General features: G+C 40.3%; 21 protein-coding genes. 13 read left to right on the forward strand and 8 right to left on the reverse strand.

What is annotated here, in order from left to right:
• The first annotated feature begins 95 nt into the window (after nt 1–95).
• Nucleotides 96–791, forward strand: coding sequence for a Bax inhibitor-1/YccA family protein (locus BJI48_RS04860; protein WP_095332507.1), 696 nt, complete (start codon nt 96–98; stop codon nt 789–791).
• Nucleotides 775–1,194 (forward strand): thiamine-phosphate pyrophosphorylase, encoded by a 420-nt coding sequence (locus tag BJI48_RS04865; protein WP_257874398.1) that lies wholly within the window; start codon nt 775–777, stop codon nt 1,192–1,194. The genes BJI48_RS04860 and BJI48_RS04865 overlap by 17 nt, the downstream gene beginning before the upstream one ends.
• Before the next feature lie 65 nt (nt 1,195–1,259).
• Here the strand turns inward: BJI48_RS04865 and BJI48_RS04870 are convergent, their stop codons facing one another.
• From BJI48_RS04870 to glaH, 3 genes are all read right to left on the reverse strand, one after another.
• On the reverse strand, nt 1,260–1,484 hold the full coding sequence (locus BJI48_RS04870; protein WP_095332509.1) for a YdcH family protein: 225 nt from the start codon (nt 1,482–1,484) through the stop codon (nt 1,260–1,262).
• A gap of 160 nt (nt 1,485–1,644) precedes the next feature.
• The gene (gene lhgO, locus BJI48_RS04875; protein WP_095332511.1) at nt 1,645–2,847 is read right to left on the reverse strand and encodes an L-2-hydroxyglutarate oxidase; all 1,203 of its coding nucleotides are present in this window, start codon (nt 2,845–2,847) and stop codon (nt 1,645–1,647) included.
• A gap of 11 nt (nt 2,848–2,858) precedes the next feature.
• The gene (gene glaH / locus BJI48_RS04880; RefSeq protein WP_095332513.1) at nt 2,859–3,815 is read right to left on the reverse strand and encodes a glutarate dioxygenase GlaH; all 957 of its coding nucleotides are present in this window, start codon (nt 3,813–3,815) and stop codon (nt 2,859–2,861) included.
• A gap of 301 nt (nt 3,816–4,116) precedes the next feature.
• Between glaH and BJI48_RS04885 the strand changes: the two genes are divergently transcribed.
• From BJI48_RS04885 to satP, 3 genes are all read left to right on the forward strand, one after another.
• The gene (locus BJI48_RS04885; RefSeq protein ID WP_095332515.1) at nt 4,117–5,316 is read left to right on the forward strand and encodes an MFS transporter; all 1,200 of its coding nucleotides are present in this window, start codon (nt 4,117–4,119) and stop codon (nt 5,314–5,316) included.
• A gap of 85 nt (nt 5,317–5,401) precedes the next feature.
• On the forward strand, nt 5,402–5,716 hold the full coding sequence (locus BJI48_RS04890; protein ID WP_095332517.1) for a hypothetical protein: 315 nt from the start codon (nt 5,402–5,404) through the stop codon (nt 5,714–5,716).
• A 132-nt stretch (nt 5,717–5,848) separates the two neighbouring features.
• Nucleotides 5,849–6,415: an acetate uptake transporter gene (gene satP / locus BJI48_RS04895; protein WP_095332519.1), complete on the forward strand. Its 567-nt coding sequence runs from the start codon at nt 5,849–5,851 to the stop codon at nt 6,413–6,415.
• Between the two features lie 428 nt (nt 6,416–6,843).
• Here the strand turns inward: satP and BJI48_RS04900 are convergent, their stop codons facing one another.
• The 5 genes from BJI48_RS04900 to fliI form a co-directional block, all read right to left on the reverse strand.
• Nucleotides 6,844–7,863: a hypothetical protein gene (locus tag BJI48_RS04900; protein ID WP_095332521.1), complete on the reverse strand. Its 1,020-nt coding sequence runs from the start codon at nt 7,861–7,863 to the stop codon at nt 6,844–6,846.
• Between the two features lie 8 nt (nt 7,864–7,871).
• Nucleotides 7,872–9,401, reverse strand: coding sequence for an MBOAT family O-acyltransferase (locus BJI48_RS04905; RefSeq protein ID WP_095332523.1), 1,530 nt, complete (start codon nt 9,399–9,401; stop codon nt 7,872–7,874).
• 185 nt (nt 9,402–9,586) lie between these two features.
• Nucleotides 9,587–10,567: an iron-sulfur cluster assembly scaffold protein gene (locus tag BJI48_RS04910; protein WP_095332525.1), complete on the reverse strand. Its 981-nt coding sequence runs from the start codon at nt 10,565–10,567 to the stop codon at nt 9,587–9,589.
• Nucleotides 10,568–10,606: 39 nt separating this feature from the next.
• Nucleotides 10,607–11,776, reverse strand: coding sequence for a NifS family cysteine desulfurase (locus BJI48_RS04915; protein WP_095332527.1), 1,170 nt, complete (start codon nt 11,774–11,776; stop codon nt 10,607–10,609).
• Nucleotides 11,777–11,905: 129 nt separating this feature from the next.
• Nucleotides 11,906–13,207, reverse strand: coding sequence for a flagellar protein export ATPase FliI (fliI, locus tag BJI48_RS04920; protein ID WP_095332529.1), 1,302 nt, complete (start codon nt 13,205–13,207; stop codon nt 11,906–11,908).
• A gap of 83 nt (nt 13,208–13,290) precedes the next feature.
• Here fliI and tig point away from each other — a divergent pair, with 83 nt between their 5' ends.
• The 8 genes from tig to BJI48_RS04960 all read left to right on the forward strand — a co-directional run bounded on the left by tig (nt 13,291) and on the right by BJI48_RS04960 (nt 21,792).
• Nucleotides 13,291–14,667, forward strand: a complete 1,377-nt coding sequence (gene tig, locus BJI48_RS04925) for a trigger factor (protein ID WP_095332531.1) — start codon at nt 13,291–13,293, stop codon at nt 14,665–14,667.
• Nucleotides 14,664–15,251, forward strand: coding sequence for an ATP-dependent Clp endopeptidase proteolytic subunit ClpP (gene clpP, locus BJI48_RS04930; protein WP_095332533.1), 588 nt, complete (start codon nt 14,664–14,666; stop codon nt 15,249–15,251). Before tig ends, clpP begins: the two co-directional genes overlap by 4 nt.
• 16 nt (nt 15,252–15,267) lie before the next feature.
• Nucleotides 15,268–16,332, forward strand: coding sequence for a diguanylate cyclase (locus BJI48_RS04935; protein ID WP_095332535.1), 1,065 nt, complete (start codon nt 15,268–15,270; stop codon nt 16,330–16,332).
• Nucleotides 16,332–16,913 (forward strand): peptide deformylase, encoded by a 582-nt coding sequence (def, locus tag BJI48_RS04940; protein WP_095332537.1) that lies wholly within the window; start codon nt 16,332–16,334, stop codon nt 16,911–16,913. Before BJI48_RS04935 ends, def begins: the two co-directional genes overlap by 1 nt.
• A 21-nt stretch (nt 16,914–16,934) precedes the next feature.
• The gene (locus BJI48_RS04945) at nt 16,935–18,446 is read left to right on the forward strand and encodes a YifB family Mg chelatase-like AAA ATPase (RefSeq protein ID WP_095332539.1); all 1,512 of its coding nucleotides are present in this window, start codon (nt 16,935–16,937) and stop codon (nt 18,444–18,446) included.
• A gap of 150 nt (nt 18,447–18,596) precedes the next feature.
• Nucleotides 18,597–20,654, forward strand: a complete 2,058-nt coding sequence (locus BJI48_RS04950) for a heavy metal translocating P-type ATPase (RefSeq protein ID WP_095332541.1) — start codon at nt 18,597–18,599, stop codon at nt 20,652–20,654.
• A 188-nt stretch (nt 20,655–20,842) separates the two neighbouring features.
• Nucleotides 20,843–21,511: a hypothetical protein gene (locus tag BJI48_RS04955; RefSeq protein WP_095332543.1), complete on the forward strand. Its 669-nt coding sequence runs from the start codon at nt 20,843–20,845 to the stop codon at nt 21,509–21,511.
• Between the two features lie 65 nt (nt 21,512–21,576).
• On the forward strand, nt 21,577–21,792 hold the full coding sequence (locus BJI48_RS04960; protein WP_095332545.1) for a twin-arginine translocation signal domain-containing protein: 216 nt from the start codon (nt 21,577–21,579) through the stop codon (nt 21,790–21,792).
• Nucleotides 21,793–21,806: the final 14 nt, after the last annotated feature.

A 21,806-nucleotide genomic window follows, 5' to 3' on the forward strand; every position in this document is an offset into this window, starting at 1 on the left:
CTCAAAGGTTGGATAAAAAGCCACCGATTGGATTTACAATTTCTTGACACAAAAAGTGTATAGTTTCCCTCTAAAATCTTTAAAAAGGGGTTGAGATGGGATTATATGATAGAAATTATATAAACGAAAAAGCCCAAAGTTATGGGAGTGCATTGAGCGAAACCGCATTGGTGAATTTTGTAAAAACAACTTACAAATTTTTTGCCGGCAGTTTGTTGCTCGCAGCCATTGGGGCATTGATAGGTTTTCAGTATTTTGAAGCGGTTGTTGCGTATCGCTGGGTGTTTTTCATCGCTGAGATCGTTGCATTTTTTGGGCTGATGTTTTCAAAAAGCAAGCCCGGCTTAAATGTTGCGATGTTGTTTATTTTTGCTTCATTATCTGGGGTTACGCTCGTTCCTTTGCTGGGATTTGTGATAGCAAAATCTGGTGTCGGGGCGATCTGGCAGGCACTCGGGATGACAACGATTATTTTTGGGATTATGAGTATTTTTGCCCTCAAAACCAAATCCGATTTGGCAAATATGGGGAAAATGCTTTTTATCGCCTTGATTGTGGTTGTGGTTTGTTCGTTGGTAAATATCTTTTTGGGTTCTCCTATCTTCCAAGCCGTGATTGCCGGAGGCTGTGCGATATTATTTAGTCTCTATGTGGCTTATGATACGCAAAATATGGTTCGTGGATTATACGACAGCCCGGTTGATGCAGCCGTTGGCTTGTATTTGGATTTTTTAAACATCTTTATCTCTATATTGCAACTCATCGGTCTTTTTGGTGGCAAAGACGAATAACATTCCTAGCGTCCAAAGGATTTTGGACGCTAATCTCAATCGCCTCAAAGAGGGTATCCGTGTCATTGAGGATACCGCCAGATATCTTCAAAATGACAAAGACATCGCTTCTAGGCTCAAAGACTTGAGGCACAAAGCGATTTTAAATCACAGCATTTCTCTTCTGGATAGTCGCAATACAATCACCGATGTCCTCAAAAAAACTACTTTATCAGAAACCCAACGCAATGGTATCCATCAAATCGTGTGTGCGAATTTCAAACGAGCGCAAGAAAGCGCAAGAGTATTGGAAGAATACCTCAAGTGGGAAGATTTGAAACTTTTTGGGGAGAGTGAAAACTTCAAGCATATCCGCTATGAACTTTATAGCATTGAAAAAGAATTTGTATTAAAATATTTTTAGGATTTTTGCTAAATTTGTAAGATAAAATGTGCATATAAGGTGGGCTTGAAGCCCCGCCTTAAAAGTTATTGATTATTTTTACGATATTCCATAATCATCGCATATACTTCATCTTTGAGTTTGAGTTTCATTTTTTTCATCTGCTCAATCTCCAAATCCGTAGCTGGTTCGATACCCTTTTCAGCATTGATGATTTTTTGATCAAGCTCATTGTGTTCTGCAAAGATTTTTTCAAAATGCGCATTTTTGATTTTCAGCTGTGAAATTTCCTCTCGATACTCGTGAAACATTGCAAACTCCTCATTATTTTGTATTGGGTTTGCATTTTAAACCATTTTTCCCAATAAACCACTTAAAGAATGCAAGTTCGCCACTTCACAAGAAAAAATAAATTCACTTTAAACAAGATATTTTCTTGCCTAGCACCGCCCCCTATTGCAGCCCATCAAATCAGGGATTATTTCCAAGCATTTCTTCTGCCTTTTTTAAAATATGCCTACCGATAGGGATACTTGATGTTGCTGCGGGCGATGGGGCATTGCAAACATTAATACTCCGCTGCGTGCAAACAAACAAAAAATCCTCAATCAATTCCCCCGTATCGCTCACAGCTTGCGCTCTCACACCCGCAGGATAGGGGAATAAATCTTGAATTTGTAACTCCGGACAATATTTTTGCACCAAATGCAAATACCCTTTTTTAAACAGGGAATTTTTCATTTCTTTCACGCCGGTTTTAAAATTTTTTTGAATAACTTTCAAAACCCCTTTATGCGTAAGCATTTCAAACAAATCTTTCAAACTAATATCTGTTTTTTCATACCCTTCACGCTTGAGTGCCAAAACCGCGTTGGGACCGACCGTTACACTCCCATTTATCATTCGTGTCAAATGCACCCCCAAAAATGGCACACCCGGCTCAGGTATCGGGTAGATCAAATGCTTCACGATGTCGTTACGAGAACTGCCAAGCTGGTAATATTCGCCCCGAAACGGGCAGATGACAAAATCTCTTTTTGCCCCTATCATCGAGACGATTTTATCAGAATACAGCCCCGCACAAGAAATCATATACTTGGTTTCAAACGTTTCAGATGGCGTGCAAATCGTGATACCTGAAGTATTTTCTGTGATTTTAACAACTTCACTTTTGTAGAAGATTTTCCCTCCTCTATCTTGAAAAATCTTTGCCATCGCACGGGTTACCTCAGCATAATCGGTAATCCCGCTAGCGGGGAAAAATATACCCCCAAGCCCTGTGATTTTGGGCTCTTTTTCTTTCAATGCTTTTTCATCTAACCAATACCTTTCTAACCCGTTGGCTTCTGTCCTTTCCCACAGGGCTTTCATACGTTGCATTTCAAGCTCGGTAGTAGCGACAAGGATTTTGCCACAGACATCAAATTTGATTTGATTTTGGGTGCAAAATTCTTTGATGAGGCGATTGCCCTCAAAGCAAAATTGGGCTTTGAGACTTCCGGGCGTGTAATAAACTCCTGCGTGGATAACCCCGCTATTATGCCCGCTCTGGTGCTTGGCAAGGGCATCTTCTTTTTCTAATAGCCCCACCTTTAAGCCGGGATACTTTTCTAAAAGTTGCATCGCTGTAGAAACCCCGATGATACCCCCGCCGATAATAATAAAATCATACATCATCGATCCCTCTAACCTCTAGCACCGGGCTTGAAAGGGTTGGAAGTGAAATTGAAATACCCTCTTTGGCGCATTAGCTCTCGGCGTAGCTGGGGATGAGGCTCAAATTTATCTCTGCCGTGAAGCCAAAAAAGATTATTAATCAACAAAAAGCTCCCAATCGGGACAGGAAAAGAAAGTTTTGCACGACTATTTTCAAGACTATCGCCCATATCGGCTAAATAAATTCCCTCTTCATAATCTTTTGGCTGGACAAATTGATCGATATAAAGCATTACGGGATTTCCTGAAGAATCGGTTTCAAACACCGGATGGAAAATCGTTTTGGGGACATTTTTGCTCGGCGGGGATTGCCATTTCATCGCTCTTTTTGCCAAAGGGTGGTTGAAAAAATGTTTCAAATCTTCCCAGTCATCCAAATGTAAGAGGGTAGAATTGCCCCCAACCATATTTTGCTCATCGATTTTATACATTAGCACATAATCCGTTACTTCATCAACATAAGTCCCATCATTGTGGAGTTCAAGGGGCTTGTGGGGCTTCCGCAAATAGCTATCAGAATTATCTGTATTCACAACTGCCCATCGAGCATAAAACTGCCCACTCATCGAATCAAAATTTGATCTCCCTACCAAATGGACAAATGCTGTGGCGATTTTGACCATATCATCGGCTTGCTCGGCTTTGTTGATGCCTTGAGGATGGACCAATAACGCACCCGTTTGTCTATCTGAAAGGCAGTCTTGGATGGCTTGCTTGAGTTTTTGTTCGCACAAATCATTGAGGATTTGACCAGCACGGAATCGCAAAAAAGACTTATACTCAAGTGCTTGGACCGGATAGATTGCCATCGCTTTTAAAAACTCGGTAACGATTTTTTCATCCAAACGCACATCAAGGAGTCGTGGGGAATATTGCGAAGGGGCAAAACAGAAACTTTTTTCTTGTAAGGTTGTAATTTTTTTCATTTTTTTTCCTTTTTATTGGGTTGCCTGAATATAATTTCACTTAATAAATTAAAATTAGCTTAAAAATAATTTTAATGATTTCTAGCAAAAAATTTGATTATAATCACCAAAATAAAAATTAAAGTTTTACTTTAATACAATAAATATTCATAATTAATTCAATATTTATTCACAAAATATTCAAAAATCCCCTTGTTTGGCGGAATTAAAAAAAATAAAAAATATTGCTTGATTTTTAGATTTTTTATATTACTATATAAGTCTATTAGCTAAATAATCTAAATTCTAAAGGAGATTTATTATGTTTGGTTGGAATAGAAAACAATTTTTTACTGCATCATCTTGTTTTGGCGCTTGGACACTCGATGCGTTTGATTATTTCATCTTAGTATTTGTCTTAAGCCACATCGCAGAGGACTTTAATGCCGAGATTTCGCTCGTGAGTTATGCGCTAGTTTTGACATTGGTTTGCCGACCTTTGGGAGCATATTTGTTTGGCAAATATGCAGAAATTCACGGCAGAAAGCCTGTTTTGATGATGAATATCTTGGTATTTTCTGTCATTGAAATCTTGAGTGGTTTTACACCAAATCTTACCATTTTCTTCATACTTCGGGCATTGTATGGGATTGCGATGGGTGGGGTTTGGGGAGTTTCTTCATCATTGGCGATGGAGACCATCCCTGATAGGGCTAGAGGCTTTATGTCGGGACTTTTTCAGGCTGGCTACCCTTTTGGCTATCTTATAGCTGGCGTTGTGTATGGGTATTTTTTCCAATATTTGGGCTGGCGAGGGATGTTTATGATAGGGGCAATCCCGATTTTACTGATCCCTTATATTTATTTCTTTGTAGAAGAATCCCCCATCTGGAAAGCTAACAATGCCAAAAACAAGAAATTTGATTTTCTAGCGAGTATCAAAACACACTACAAACTCGTTATTTACTTGGTTATATTGATGATAGCATTCAACTTTTTGAGTCACGGATCACAGGATTTATACCCGACTTTTTTGAAAGAGCAAAAACATTTTGATGTCCGAACGATTGGAAATATTGCCATCGCTTACAACATCGCAGCGATTTTTGGTGGCATTTTCTTTGGGAGTTTGTCAGAAAAAATTGGGCGCAAAAAAGCGATTTCAATCGCTTGTATTTTAGTCATCCCCGCTACGTATTTATGGGCATATGGCGATACGGTATTGGCATTGACTATCGGGGCTTGCATAATGCAGATTATGGTGCAAGGGGCGTGGGGCGTTATCCCAACTTACCTGAATGAAAATGTGCCCTCACATACCCGCTCCACACTACCAGGGTTGATCTACCAGCTTGGCAATGTTATCGCCTCGGCGAATGCGTTGATACAAACAAAAACAGCCGAGTCTATGGGGAACAATTATGCCGTGGTAATGTCGATAATCATCGTTGTTGTTGCTTTTGTCATCATTGTTTTGATTCCTTTTGGAAAAGAGACAAAAGGGACTGATCTCCATCACTAAAAACAAGGGCTACAATGCCCTTTGTCGGACCTCAAAAAGCCCATAAATACAGCAGATAGTATTTTATACTCTAAAGAGACTTGATATGAGAACACAGAGTCTGCCCGAATTTTGGAATAAATTTGATGGCGGGCAGAGAGCTTTGAGAAAAAAGCGGGGATTTATCAATGGGTGGGCAGGTGAAAGCGTAGTGGGCTTGGGTTTGCTAGCAGATAAGATTTCCGAACCTATAAAACCTATCTCCAATATTCAAGGCAAGCTTAAATATGAGATGGTAACTTTAGGAATGGAGCAAGATTTCATATCTTGCGGAGTGGTCTTCAGGTTTAATTTTTTCTCTGAAAAATTAAACCGAGTTCAAAATAATGTTACTAATCTTCAACAATATATTATAAATTGAGAATTATAGTAACAAAATATTCAGAATCAACCACGCTAAAAGCAAAAATACACCAATTCTTGTGTTAGTATCTTAGTATATTCTTGCGATAGGCCATCGAACGAATAAAAAATATTGACGTAAGGAGTTGTGATGAATGATATAAAATTAGCTAACCCTGCACCTTTGGGGTTGATGGGTTTTGGAATGACAACAATTTTGCTAAATCTCCATAACATAGGGCTTTTTGCCCTTGATGGCATTATCCTTGCTATGGGAATCTTCTATGGGGGTATCGCACAATTTTGCGCCGGCTTGCTTGAATACAAAAAGGGCAATACCTTTGGGCTGACGGCATTTATGTCTTATGGGACTTTTTGGCTGGTGTTGGTGGCTATTTTGCTAATGCCAAAGATGGGCTTGAGCGAGGCGGTCAATCCGCAATTTTTGGGTGTTTTTTTAGCTTTGTGGGGGATATTTAGCTTATTGATGTTTTTTGCCACACTCAAAGGGGCCAAAATGTTACAATTTGTATTTTTAACTCTGGTTGTATTGTTTGCGCTTCTAGCGGTTGGTAATATCACAGGCAGTCAAGGCACTATTGTTGTTGCTGGTTGGATTGGTATCGTGTGTGGTGGGAGTGCCTTCTATCTCGCAATGGCTCAGGTGCTAAATGAGCAGTTTGCTCGCATCGTATTTCCCATTGGTGAAGCGAACTAATTTGTCCGAAAAAGTAACTTTTATTTGGGAAATAAAATTAGAGATTACCCGCTCCCTTAGCGGGTGAGATGTCAAGGTGTAGTAGGCTTGGTTTGAAGATAATTCGGGATTTTTTGGTGTCTTTAAATCTAAATCTTAGAAACTAGGTTGATGATGAAGCGAGCTTGGCGAAGCTTCAGAATAACCTAATAACTTTAGGAACGAAGCAAGATTTCACATCTTGTGGAGTAGTCTTCAGATTCACGGCGTGAATCAAGTGAAACACATAAGTGGAAACCTATCTTGAACGCACAGCCTCTGGCTGGGTGTGAGATGGTTGCTTTAGGAGCAAACACCGATTCAATCGGTGGAAGCGGTCTTCAGATTCAGTTTAAAAACTGAATCGAGTCCGCATAATGAAAACCGAATAAAAAAATAAATAAATCGAATTAAAATGAATCAAACACCATTTTTTGCACCCTGCGGATAATATCTTGCGTGATGTGTTGTGCGCCTTTTTCGTTGGGGTGGATTTCATCGCCAAAATAGCTATCATCCATCGCTTCAAAATCGTTTAATATAAACAAGTCATCTTTTTTTGGAGCGGATTTTTTGAGATCTTGGATAACCATATCAAAATCTTGCTTGTTTTTTTCGCTTAGTGTCTGGAGTGAGTAGGCTTTCATTGGCATTAGATAGATAGCGACTTTGATACCATTTTGTTGGGCGAGCTTGACGATGGATTGAAAATAAAATTCGGTTAGATCATCTTTGCTTCTAGTGGATAAAAATGCTTCCATATTGATTTTGTCATTGTTCCTGCCCCCTACATACTCGATTCCTAAAGTGTTTTTAGCTTTTTTATAATTTTTATAATTTGTCCAAAAACCATAAATAAAAAAACTTTTTAATATTTCAGGCATATAGTTTTTCAAGTTCAACATATGGCTTACATAAACATAAGGCAAAAACATCGAATCACAAGGAAGCCCAGCAATCTCATAACAGCGATTAAACTTTTTGGCATTTTGCAATATTTCATTAAAATCTGTTTGATTTAAAAGATAAAATCCATAAACATTATCAATCAAAACATTAGGTTTTGCCTCTTGAAATAAATAACCTTGTTGGTAAGAGATGATTATCAAAGCGGGTTTTTTGCCACTATCAAGATATTTTTTTAACACATAATAGCCAATTATAGGACCATTTGCCGTGATAGCTAGATTGATAGCGGTTCGATTGGTTTGAGAAGCAAAATCCTTGGGAATAAAAGAACTTTTTACCACAGAATCCCCAATAGCAAGCACATCATAAGCCTCGGGGCTAGCAGTTGCATCCAAAACGAACTTCCTTAGGACTTCAGACACATCATAGCCCCATTTGCCAGTAAGCGCATAGAGCAAAAGCCCTGCATATAGCGCCATCGCCACGCCACTTGCCAAGACAAAAAAACGCCTTTTTTTCATCACAACCCTTAAAAATTAAAATAAATAAATGCTTGATGGGGTGAGATCATCAACAAACCCAAACAACAAGCAACGCCCAATAAAACAGCATTGCGCGCACGAAAAGGGAAGGATTTGGAAACAAAATAGTGCATTGAATTTTTGGGTAATGCGATGATAAAAAAAGCCAGAGCAAAGAACATCACGAGGGCAAAAAGCATTGGAGCGACATTAAAATGCGGGAAAAGCTGGGCTGCTTCTGGGTTCAAAGGCAAGTGAAAAAACTTAATAATGGAGGCAGGAATCGGGATATTGGAGCTAAAAAGAGCGCTTAGTAGCCTTGTGGCATCGCTAAGATTTTCAGCACGGAAAAACACCCACGTGATATTGATAAAACCAAAAAGAAGCAACCAACAAAAAGCTTTGTAAAAAATATTTTGCCTAAAATCATAATCTTTCGTAAAATAGGCATAAATGCGGTGAATGATATTTGCCAACCCGTGCAACAACCCCCACACCACAAAGCCCCACGCCGCCCCGTGCCAAAGCCCGCCAAGCACAAAGACAATCAGGCTATTGACCCCACCGCAAATGATACTATCACGCCTGATACCAAAAAGCTTTTTGTTCCCGCCCATAGGGATATAAAGATAGTCTTTGAGAAACCTTGAAAGCGTGATGTGCCAGCATTGCCAAAATTCCTTGATATTGAGCGCGCGATAAGGTGAATTGAAGTTGATAGGGAGCGAGATACCAAACATCAATGCCAAGCCAATCGCCATATCGCAATACCCGCTAAAGTCAAAATAAATTTGCATTGTATAAGAAAGCATTGTAACCCAAGCTTCCAAAACATTTAACGTATCTTGATGATGGACTGCGGAAAATCCCGCATTTGCCCATACGGCAAAACTATCTGCCAAAAAAGATTTTTTAAACAAACCGATGAAAAATATATAAACCCCGAGGCTAAAAATTTCGGTTTTAAAGTGCCTAAAAGCATTTTGGCTAAATTGGGTGATGATTTCTTTATGATGGACGATAGGCCCTGCGATGAGTTGAGGAAAAAAGCAAACAAATAAGCAAAAATCGCTGATTTTTATTTCCCGCACAAAGCCACGATAACAATCTGTCAAAAAAGCGATTTTTTGAAATGTGATAAATGAAATACCAAGAGGCAAGAGGATATGGAGCAATCCGATATGTGAGCCAAAAACATCGTTGAGATTTGTGATAAAAAAATCGCTATATTTGAAAAATCCCAGAATGCCAAGGTTGAAAACAATGCCTATCAGAAAGTATATTTTAGCTGATAATGCCCCCCCCCCCGCAGATTTGAGGCGATAGGCGATGATTTTTTGCCCGATGATAAAATTAAAAATAATCGAAAAACCTAGCAAAAATATATAATTGACATTCCAAAAACCATAGAAAAATATACTTGAAATAGTCAAAAATAATTTTGCTAATGAATGTTTTTTGAATACATTGAGCGACCAAAATCCCATAAGCACGATAGGTAAAAATGCAAAAATAAAGACATAAGAACTAAAAATCATTCCAATCCTTTAAAATCCTTTGGGGTTTGCGATGGGTTATTCTAGCCACTTTGCCCGCAATTTTGAAATCACACGATATGCGGCGAAGAAGAAAAATATGATTTAATCCTCCAACAAATCGCCAAAAAAATCTTAAAAATTTGCATTGAAAAATAAAATTTAAATAAAAAAGCTAGTTTCCAACGCTAAATCGGCATAACCCGAATGCTTTTATCAAGATTTTCCTGCAAAACACTCTCAATAGCAAAAAGTGTCCCCGTCGCTGCACTCGCACAGCCATTGCAAGCACCCATATAGCGGATATATACATCGATATGCCCATCGCTGGTGTCCTTGATGTCGATAATCTCCATATTCCCGCCATCCATCATCAACATCGGTCTGACGGTGTCATCGATGGTTTTATCCACAGCTTTGACCTTTTGCACCATCGTCATTTCTTTGAATGCAAGCTTGCCACTATCAGATTTTTGAATATTTTGCTTGAGTTTTTCTGTCTCCATCTCCGCTCGCACCTCTGCGAGAATGTCATAAAGATAATGCTCTCTTTCTTCGTGCCCACCGGGCTTCACACAGCTTTTGCAAAAAGCGCCTGCCTTGGTATAGTTGGTGATCTCTTCAACACTTTTTAGGTCATTGAGCTTGATGACCTCTCGAATCGTGCTAAGACTTACGCGCGCGCACTCACACACGATAATCTCATTTTCAAAATCCTGCGCGTCCTTGCCCAAATAAAGCCCCGCAGCTTTTTTGATAACATCATATGCCATCACCGAGCAGTGCATTTTTTGTCCTGGCACCGCTGGAGTATCGGGGTCATCTCGCAAGGCGTGTTCGACATCAAGATTGGTAATCTTAACCGCCTCTTGCACGGTTTTGCCCAAACAAAGCTCCACCATCATATCCGAACTCGCAATCGCCGTCCCACAGCCAAAGCTTTTGAATCTCGCATCAACAATCACGTCATTTTTATCCACAAGCCAATACAGCCTCACGGCATCCCCGCAAGCCTCCGCACCATAATCTGCAACAATGAGCTTGGCATTTTTGGCTTTGGCATCATCTTCTGTGAGGACACCCAAATGCGTCGGGTTATCCATCCTTTCACTAACTTTTTTTGAATACGCATCCCACAATGCGCCTCCGATCAAATCATTCTTTGCCATTGTTCTTCCTTTTTTAAATAGCTATTATTTATATGCTTATTAAGCCCCATAAGAGCTTGAAATATTCCTCAATCTCTGGATCGCTTTTCTAAAAATTTCAATCGTATAATCAATCTCTTCATCAGTATTAAAACGGCTCAAAGAAAGCCTGATAGCCGTATGGGCGAGTTCTTTGTCTGCCCCGATGGCTACCATCACCGGATTGGCTTCGAGATCTTCGCTCGCACACGCACTCCCAGTAGAAGCAGCAATGCCAGCTTTATTCAAATCCCAAAGCATCGCTTCTCCCTCGATACCCCGCACACTAATAAGTGTCGTATTGGGGACACGATGGGAGCGATCGCCCACGACAAAAACATCATCGATTTCAAGCAACGCATCTTCAAGCTTGTTTCGCAAGCGTGCGACGACTTCGCTTTCATAGTCAAGATATTCGTTTGCTAATCGCATCGCCTCTCCCATCCCGATGATATAAGGGACATTGAGCGTGCCACTACGCCGCCCACGCATATGTTCCCCGCCGTGTAGCAATGGCGTCAGCGGGACACCTGAGCGGATATAAAGCCCGCCAACACCCTTAGGTCCGTGAAATTTGTGAGCTGAAAAAGACAAAAAATCCACATTGGCTTTCACCACATCCACAGGGATTTTGCCAATGGCTTGGACCGCATCGGTATGAAAAAGCACGCCAAATTCCTTGCAAATCGCTCCGATTTCTTCGATAGGGAATATCAATCCGGTCTCATTATTTGCCCACATAATGCTAACCAAAGCTGTCTGTGGGGTGATGGCTTCCCTGACTTGCTCAGCAGAAATCGTCCCAAATTGGTTGATAGGCAAATACGTAACTTCAACACCAAGCGTTTCCAAAAACTTGCACGTCGCCCCCACTGCAGGGTGTTCGACCTCTGTGGTGATGATGTGATTTTTTTTGCCCTGAGCGATGGTGTCAAAATATACACCTTTTAGCACCCAGTTATTGCTCTCAGTCGCACAAGAAGTTACGATAATATCGTCTTCGTTGCGTGCATTGATACCCGCATAAAGCTTATCAAAAGCATCAGCAATCCCTGGATGCACCTCTGTGCCAAATTTGTGTAATGAATTTGGATTCCCGTAATATTCGCAAAAATATGGATCCATCAAGGCTTTGACTTTCGGATCGACCATTGTTGTTGCATTATTATCTAAATAGATTCGTTCTTGCATTTTATCTCCTACATAAAACAATTAATTTTCAAACAAAACGGATAATTGTTTGGTTGTTTGTAGTGTTTTGTTTGGCGAAATCTACAAATAAATTTCTTTCAAAAAGGTTAAGGTATCAAGAAATGAATTTTACATCATATTTATTAACTTTTCTATACTCTCTTGATAGGGGATATGCTCGTTTTTATCTTGGGTGATAAAATCTTCCATCAGGCTTTTTTTCTCGATTGCCTCATCGAGTTCGGTATCAAATCCCTGCTGGTAAGACCCGATACGAATCAAGATTTCATTTTCTTTTAGCAACGCATACAAGCGCCGAAATTTTCTCGCTGCTTCTTTGTGCTTCTCATCAATAATCTCTGTAGCGATACGTGAAGCAGAATTTAATATATTTATCGGGGGGAAAATCCCATAATCAGTGAGTTCTCTACTCAAGACAATATGCCCATCTAAGATACTTCTGGCCTGATCAGCGATAGGGTCAGAAAGATCATCACCCTCGACCAAAATCGTGAAAAACGCCGTGATAGAGCCTTTGCCCTCCTCTTTGCCCGCTCTCTCCATCAACTGGGGCAATAAAGCAAGCACGGATGGGGGATAACCCTTGCTTGTGGGAGGCTCTCCGAGTGCAAGACCGATTTCTCTTTGTGCCATCGCAAAACGGCTAACTGAATCCATCATAAACAACACATCCCTGCCTTGATTTTTAAAATATTCTGCCACTGCCATCGCACAAAATGCCCCGTATTTTCGCATCAAAGCCGAATCATCGCTCGTTGCGACAATCAAAACGGTGTCTTTGAGGTCGCCATTGAGGTTTTTTTGGATAAATTCAGGCACTTCTCTACCCCGCTCCCCGATCAAAGCAATCACCTTCACTGGGGCAAGACATCCTTTTACGATCATCCCCATCAGCGTGGATTTTCCCACCCCACTCCCAGCAAAAATCCCCATTTTTTGCCCCTTGCCACAGGTAAGAAGCCCATCAATACTCTTTACCCCCACGCTAAAAACCTCATCAATAATCCCACGCTTCATTGGTTTGATAGGTGGGGCGATCACAGAGGTAAAAGAAACATTTTCCAAAACGCCTTTTTCATCGATAGGATTTCCCAAAGGGTCAAGCACCCTGCCAAGCAGGCTTTCCCCGACAGGAAACACCAAGCCTTTTTTTTGCAAAACAACCTTATCACCGGTTTTGTAGCCATCGACAAACGAAAATGGCGTGAAACCAAACCGATCATCCTCGCTCAACGTTACCATCCCAAGACACCCCGTCTCATCAGAGCCTTCAATCTTGACAATATCACCAAGCGAAGGGGTAAGCCCATCAGCATAAACAATATTGGGTGAAATTTTCCTTATCGTCCCATATTGTGGGGAAAGATTGATATTTTCGCGGAGCTTTATTTTGAGTTTTTCAAGCGACATAAATAGCCTTAGGATTTTGATTTTTTATTAAAGGATTTTTTGTTAGAATACAAACATTATACTTTAATTTGCTAAGGAATTCTATGGATTTAGAGACAAAAAAAATAAACACTGCGAATGCGTTAGTGAGCGCCAAACTGCTTGCAAAAGACCTCGAAAACAAAACCAACCAAATAGCTAGCAAGATAGCTAAAACTATCAAACTCGATGGCTTCCGAAAAGGTAAAGTGCCTTTGAACATCATCAAATCCCGCTATCAAGCCAATATCGAACAAGATGCCCAAAAACAAGCCGTAGAGGAGATTTTGCAATCGGCGATCAAGGAGCTAGACATCCAGACTCACGATGTCATTGGCGATCCTGCTATCACAAAATTTGACAAAAAAGATGATTTCATTGATCTAGAAATCAAAATCAGTCTCAAACCAGATTTCAAGCTCGATAATATCGCTTCGTGCATTCCAGATGTCAAACTCCAAGCGATCCAACCCAAACAAATTGAAGACAGACTAGATGAAATCGCCAAAACAAAAGCCCCGCTTATTGAAGCTAAACCAGACAAAATCCTTGCAGAAAACGACATCGCTAATATCAATTTTGAGGGCTTTGTTGGTGGGGAAGCCTTTGAGGGTGGCAAGGCAGAAAATTTCGATCTTACTATCGGTAGCGGGCAATTTATCCCGGGATTTGAAACAGCACTCATTGGGATGAAAAGCGGGGAAGAAAAAGAAATCAACGTTAGTTTTCCAGAAAGCTACCAAGCAGAAAATCTCGCCGGCAAGCCCGCAGTTTTCAAGGTCAAGCTCAACAAAATCCAAATCAAAGACAACCCAAAAATTGATGAAGCGTTTGCCAAATCATTATTGCCCCAAGAAGAAAATCCCTCTGTAGAACTTCTAAAAGAAAAGATCAAAGAACAACTCCATCTTGAAGCCAAAACAAAACTCTATAATGAAGAACTCAAGGAAAAATTGATCGAAAATCTCGATAAAGCCATTGATTTTGATCTCCCAGAATTGATTGTCGAGCAAGAAATGGATCTGCTTTTTAGAAATTCCTTAAATACGCTTGATCAAAAAGAACTTGAGGAACTTAAATCTGATACCAAAAAAGCTCAAGAAAAGCGCGAAAGCTTCCGAGAAGATGCCAAAAAAAGTGTCAAAATAACATTCATTGTCGATGCGCTCGCCAAGCAAGAAAACATCAATGTCGAAGACAACGAGGTGCTCCAAACCATTTATTACGAATCCATAATGAATCGCCAAGACCCAAAAGAAGCCATCGACTACTACAAACAAAACAATATGCTTCCAGCTATCAAAATGGCGATGATTGAAGATAAGATACTCTCCCATCTTTTGGACAAAAAGCTTGCAGGCAACAAATCCGATGAATCTTCCAAAGAGCCAACAGAAACCAAAAAAGCCCCAAAAAAACCAAAAGCTAAGGCAGAAGAATGAATTATATCCCTTATGTGATCGAAAAAACCGGCAGGGGTGAGCGAAGCTATGATATTTATTCTAGGCTACTCAAAGATCGTATCATTCTTTTAAGTGGGGAAATCAACGACGCAGTCGCTTCTTCTATCGTCGCCCAATTATTATTTTTGGAAGCTGAAGATCCCGAAAAAGACATCAATCTCTATATCAATTCCCCCGGTGGCGTGATCACGAGTGCATTTAGTATTTATGATACGATGAATTATATCCGTCCTGATATTTGCACGATTTGCATTGGGCAAGCCGCATCAGCTGGGGCATTTCTTTTGAGTTGTGGGACCAAAGGGAAGCGGTATTCCTTGCCACATTCACGGATTATGATCCACCAGCCTTTGGGCGGGGCGCAAGGACAAGCCACAGATATTGAAATCCAAGCCAAAGAAATCTTGCGTCTCAAAAGCATTTTAAATGACATTATGGCTAAAAACACCTCCCAAACACTCAAAAAAATCGCTCAAGACACTGAAAGGGATTTTTTTATGAGTGCTAAGGAAGCTAAAGAATATGGTATCATCGATAAAGTTATTGAAAAAAGTCTAAAATAAAACCAAAGAGGCTCTGATGGAAAAACAAGAAGAAAACGCTGATTTTGGAAGTAATGTTTTTTTTGGAAAATTAGATCCTGAGGTCCCCCGATCAGACACCAGCGAATATGTCTTAGATGATCATATTGCCGAAAAAGCAAGCGAGATGGCTCAAAATACGCTAAAAAAGCTCGAAGAAGAAGATCTTCCCCCGCTCCCATCAAATTACCAGCTTTATTTTGAACGCTTGCTTGAAAATGAAGAAACATCATTTAAAGAAAAAATTCAAAATGTTATGGATCTCCAATCTATCAATGAAGATCGCGTTGTTTCCTTTGAAAAAAGCGTCAAAGATGGATTTAAAAACATCAAAGAAATGCTAGATTTTATCGCAATGCTCTACAAAAATTTACAACTAATGCAAGCAATTACTAACAAACATATGACTGGCATTGAAAAAATCGATAATAAAATAGCCCTTTCAAGCGCTATCACGCTATTTGTAAAAGATATTGATAAGATCAATTCCATTACCTCATCGCAACTATCCCAAATCAAAAACCTTTATCAAAAAACAGCTGAAGTTATTTCAGATATCAACAAAAACACCATCTATGACTCCCGATTTGGTATCTATAATAAACGCTATTTTATGAGTTTGATCGAAAAAGAAAACAAGCTCATAGAAGAATTTACACATTCTTCAAGCATTTTGGTGATGGCATTATCAAAAAAAATCCAACAAAATGTTACACAAAAATCCACCCAAATGGTCCTACTCAAAAGCATTGCCAAACTGCTTTTAAAAACCTCACGCAGGAGTGATATTGTCGGTTATCTTGGCAATGGAATATTTGGTATTGCGCTAAAATACTCCGATATTGAAAGCACCATCAAAGCGGCTGAAAGATTTGTCAATTCTGTCAAAACAACCAATATATTTTTGGGAGATAGGGATATTTCGCTCAATGTCTCTGTAGGTATCGCAAAAATCCTCCCCCCAAGAAGCGCTCAAGATTCGCTAGATGCGGCACTTTCTGCCCTGCAAATCGCTCTTAGTGAACAAAGCGATTACAAGATTTTCCCTGAGGACTCCGAATAATGGCTATTTTAGAGATTCTAAAATACCCCCACCCAACACTCAGAAAAAAATCCCAAGAAGTTACCGCATTTGATGAGGATTTACACCGCCTTTTGGATAATATGTATGAGACGATGTGTTCAAGAAATGGCGTGGGACTCGCTGCTATCCAAGTGGGCGTGCAAAAACGGGTGCTAATCATTGAAATCCCCACTGAAGAGGATGACCCAAAAAACGACACACAGACAAACCGCACGCAAACAAATCACACCCAAACACAAACGATTGCTGAATCCAAAAAGAATTTTTTTGAAATCATCAACCCCGTTTTTCTCAAAAAAGAAGGGAATCTCAAATGGAACGAGGGCTGTTTGTCTGTGCCTGAATTTTACGAAGAAGTCGATCGATTTGAAAGCGTTACGCTTGCGTTTCAAGACCGCTTTGGTGAAAAAAAAATACTCCAAGCACAAGGGCTTTTAAGTATCGCTATCCAACACGAGATCGATCATCTCAACGGGATTTTATTCGTAGATAAACTCCCCATTTTAAAACGCAAAAAATTTGAAAAAGAACTCAAAAGAATCCAAAAGGAATCCAAATAATCTCCAAGAGAGCATTCAAAAATGGTTAATAAAATCTTATGCGCTACCAAATTTGGCACATCGGCAAAAATTGTCGAAGTCGAAGCGACATTTAGCCGTGCCTTACCCGGATTTGTGATTTCTGGGCTTGTCAATAATGCGATCCAAGAAGCCCGCCAGCGGGTGCATTCAGCACTTCAAAATAATAATTTCACATTCCCGCCCCTAAAAATCATCGTCAATCTCTCGCCCTCTGATCTCCCCAAAAACGGCAGTCATTTCGATCTCCCCATCGCTATTTTAATCGCCCTACAAAAAGAAAACATCGCTCCTGCTGGCTGGTTTGCATTTGGCGAGCTAGGGCTTGATGGCAAGATCAAGCACAATGACAATATCTACCCCCTACTCCTTGATATTGCGCTTAAATGCGAGCAGGCAAATGTCATTGTCCCTAGAGGGGGCAAGGATCTGTTCTGTCTGATACCCAATCTCAATTTTTACTACGCCGATCATATCAACGAAGCCCTAGAAATCATCAAGCAAGAATCCCCAACTCCCGATACTTATGTCAAAGAATTGGGTTTTCCTTGTTTTGAACTCCAAAATAATCGCTACTATCACCCCGATGTTTTTGAGCTTGATTTTTCCGAAGTCAAAGGGCAAGAAATCGCCAAAAGAGCTGCTTTGATCGCTGCAAGCGGGTTTCATAATATCATTTTTGAGGGGAGTCCTGGCTGTGGCAAGAGTATGATCGCCAAGCGAATGCGCTATATCCTCCCACCGCTCACCATCAAAGAAATGATCGAATCAGTCAAACTCCAAACCCTTAGCAACCAAGAAGCAGCTTATAGCCCATTACGGAGTTTCCGAAACCCTCATCAAAGCGCTTCAAAATCCAGTATTTTAGGATCAGCCACGCAGACAGAATCCAAGCCCGGCGAAATCGCCTTGGCACACAATGGTATTTTGTTTTTTGATGAACTCCCCCATTTCAAAAAAGATATTTTGGAATCCCTGCGCGAACCCCTAGAAAACAACAAACTCGTAGTCTCACGGGTGCATAGCAAGATCGAATACGACACATCATTTCTCTTTATTGGCGCACAAAATCCCTGCCCTTGCGGGAATCTACTTAGCAAACATCGGACCTGTCGTTGCCTTGATAAAGAAATCACTGCCTACAAAAACCACCTCAGCGAACCCTTTATGGATAGAATCGATCTGTTTATTCAGATGAATGAAACCCAAGAAGACGCCAAGCCAAGCGTTTCATCAAAACAAATGCAAGAACAAGTTTTCCAAGCCTTTAAAATCCAAATCTCACGGGGGCAAAAAAATCTCAATGGCAAACTTGGCGAAAAAGAAATCGATACGTTCTGTGTGCTTGACCCAGAGGCTCAAAGCCTCCTCTCCCAAGCAAATGCCCGATTTGGATTTTCAGAACGCTCCGTGCATAAACTCAAAAAACTCTCCCGCACCATCGCCGATCTAGAAAATTCTGAAACCATCAAAAAGCACCATCTCCTTGAAGCGTTGAGCTACCGCAAAGTTTAATCATTTTGTTAAAGAATTTTATTATCCTATCAGGATAATATCTTTATATTTTTTTAATAAAATTTGTGTTACATTGCAACCAAATAGCATAAATAATAGTTATCATTTTTTCATAATTTTCATTATCTTTTATCATCATTTGAGGTTACTATGCAAAAATACCACATACACAATATGGACTGCCCCAGCTGTGCTGAAAAGATCGAGCGCGAACTAGCCAAACTCCCCTATGTTACAAGTGCGCAAGTCTCTTTTAGCACCAATACGCTTTTATTAGAAACCAGCGATTTTGCTAGCGTGCAAACATTCCTCAAAAAACTAGAACCAAATATCTTGCTTACAAAAAAAGAAAACACCTCCCAAGATTCCCCTGCACCCATCAGCTTTGTTCCCATCATTAGCACGATTGCGTTATTTTTTCTCTCCATCATAGCCTTGCATTTTTTTGACTCAAAGCCAGTCCATATCATCGCTCAAACCATCCTTTTGGGCGTATATTTCTATGCGGGAAAAGATGTTTTTCTCGGTGCGTATCACAACTTCAAACGTGGGCAGTTTTTTGATGAAAATATTTTAATGCTCACCGCAACCATTGCGGCATTTTTTATCGGTGCTTACGAAGAGGCTGTCTCGGTGATGGTGTTTTTTGCCACGGGGGAGTTTCTGCAAGATCTCGCTGTATCCCGATCAAAAAATTCCATCAAAGCCCTATTAGATGTCGCCCCAGATATTGCGTATATCAAGCAAAATAACACCATCATCCCCACCACCCCTGCAAATCTAAAAATCAATGATGTTTTGATTGTAAAAGCCGGTGAAAAAATCCCCACTGATGGGATCGTGCTGGCAGGAAAAAGCACACTTGATCAAAAAGCCCTCACAGGAGAATCTATCCCCATAAGCGTGCAAGCAGGGCAAAAGGTTTTAGGCGGGAGTATCAATCTTGATGGCGTGCTAGAAATCTCGGTTGAGAAACTTTATGAAGATTCTTCTGTGGCAAAAATCATCGAGCTTGTCCAAAATGCCACCAACAAAAAATCCCGAACCGAAAAATTCATCACCTCATTTGCGAGATATTACACCCCTATCGTGTTTTTTATTGCCATTTTTGTAGCCGTTTTTCCCCCTTTGGCAGGAATAGGGAGCTTTGAGGATTGGATTTATCGGGGGCTGGTGGTGTTGATGGTGAGTTGCCCCTGTGCGCTTGTTATCTCAATCCCGCTGGGCTATTTTGGAGGTATCGGTGCGGCAAGCAAAAATGGCATCCTCATTAAAGGAGCAAACTATCTTGAAGCCCTTGCCCAAGTCAAAAATATTGCCTTTGACAAAACCGGCACACTCACCAAAGGGGTATTCAAAGTTACCCAAATCATTCCTGAAGCGGGATTTTCCAAAGAAGATGTGCTAAGATACGCTAATTGTTCTCAAACCCTCTCCAATCACCCCATCGCTACTTCCATCAAACAAGCCTATAAAGATCACCATACCCACGACATCAAAGACTATGAAGAACTCAGCGGGTATGGTATCAAAACAAAATGTGGCGCCGACCTCATCATCGCTGGCAATGATAAAATCCTGCATAAATACAATATCCCTCACGATAAATGCCATATCAAAGGCACGGTCGTGCATATCGCTGCAAACCAACGCTACATCGGGCATATCATCATCTCTGATGAAATCAAAGATGATGCCAAAGAGGGCTTTAGCGAATTGCGTAGCTTGGGGATCGCCCATATGCGTATTTTGAGCGGGGATAATGCCCACGCTGTCAAAGAAATAGCGACCACTTTGCATTGCGATTATGATGCTAATCTCTTGCCGGAAGAAAAGCTCCAAAAATTTGAAGCATTCAAAACATCCCATCCGGGCAAAACCGCATTTGTCGGCGATGGTATCAATGACGCCCCAACGCTTGCAAGTGCTGATGTGGGTATCAGTATGGGCGGGGCAAGTGATGTGAGTAAGGAAAGTGCAGATATTATCATCACGAATAATGCCATCACCTCGATTGCGAAGGCATTTAAGATTGCCAAAAAAACCAAAACCATCATCTGGCAAAATATCTTTTTTGCCCTAGGGATCAAGGCAGTATTTATCGTGCTGGGGCTTTTTGGTTTGGCAACACTTTGGGAAGCTGTGTTTGGTGATGTGGGTGTTGCGCTCATCGCATTAGCCAATGCGATGCGTGTAATGCGTGCCTAAAAGGCATAAAACGTATTATTTTATATGGCTTATCGCTGATAAAAATCTCTATGTATCAAAATTACCCAACCTAGCCCATTAATATTAACAAAGCATTAATTGTGAGATTATTTTTTGAGTTTTGATGATAAAATAATCCAAAGATTTTTTAGGGTGTAGATTTTTCATCAGCAAAGGAAAACATCACGATGTCCCAACCCGTCCAAACCGAGGGCGCAACCAAACAAAGAGACTCTATGGCACAAACCCCCCATCAAAATCACAACAACGACGCCATTATCCAAGCAAGGATTTTGTATTATGATTTTTTTAGCGGTCTATTTTTGTTTGACTTACTCAAAAATCGCCAAGATTTATTAAAAAAACAAATCCAAATCCTCAAAAACTTCGCCCTCTTTCCCTCTGATGAAGAGAATTTTCAAATCCTTGAAAACGAACTCGCAACCAATGGAATAAAAAATTTTCTTTCAGAATTTACACTCCTTTTTTCTCTGCCATTTTCAAGCGAAAATAAAAAACCTATCCATCTATACCTCTCCCATTATCAAGAAAATTGCATTGGTGGCAAAAGCCTCGTGCTTGCTAAGGAAATCATCAAAAAAAGCCAGCATTATCTCAATACCGCATTTACCAAAGAAACCGAAGAAAATCTGGGATTTTTGTTTGGTGCGATGCGATGTTTTTTGGAAGAAAAAGAATTTGTTTTAGCCAAAGAATTGTTTCTTTGCTGTATCCAGCCCATAAAAACCCCCATTTATCAAGCCATCGCACAAAGAAATGATAGTGTTTTATACACACGTATCAACGATATTTTAGATGGATTTCTCAATTTGGAGGAAACCATATTTTCAAACTGATCCCATCAAAGGGCTGGAATCAGCCTTTTTGTGGGGTCAGTCCAAATCCAAACTAAAGGAATAAAATGGAAGAAAAACCCAAAAAAAACTCTCGACGCCAATTTCTCAAAACAACCACAAAAGTAGGGGCTGTAGCTGCCATTGGCGGTTTAGCAATCAGTGCTTGCAGTAATACAGAAAAAGAACAAATAGGTGTCGTATCTGGCAAGTCCAACAAAGAAGAAATCTTGTATCAAGGGAATACAAAATACTGGAAAGAATACTACTCTGTAGCCAAATAATAAAAAACTTGAAA

The sequence above is a fragment of the Helicobacter sp. 11S02596-1 genome (genome assembly GCF_002272825.1).
GTDB lineage: Bacteria > Campylobacterota > Campylobacteria > Campylobacterales > Helicobacteraceae > Helicobacter_J.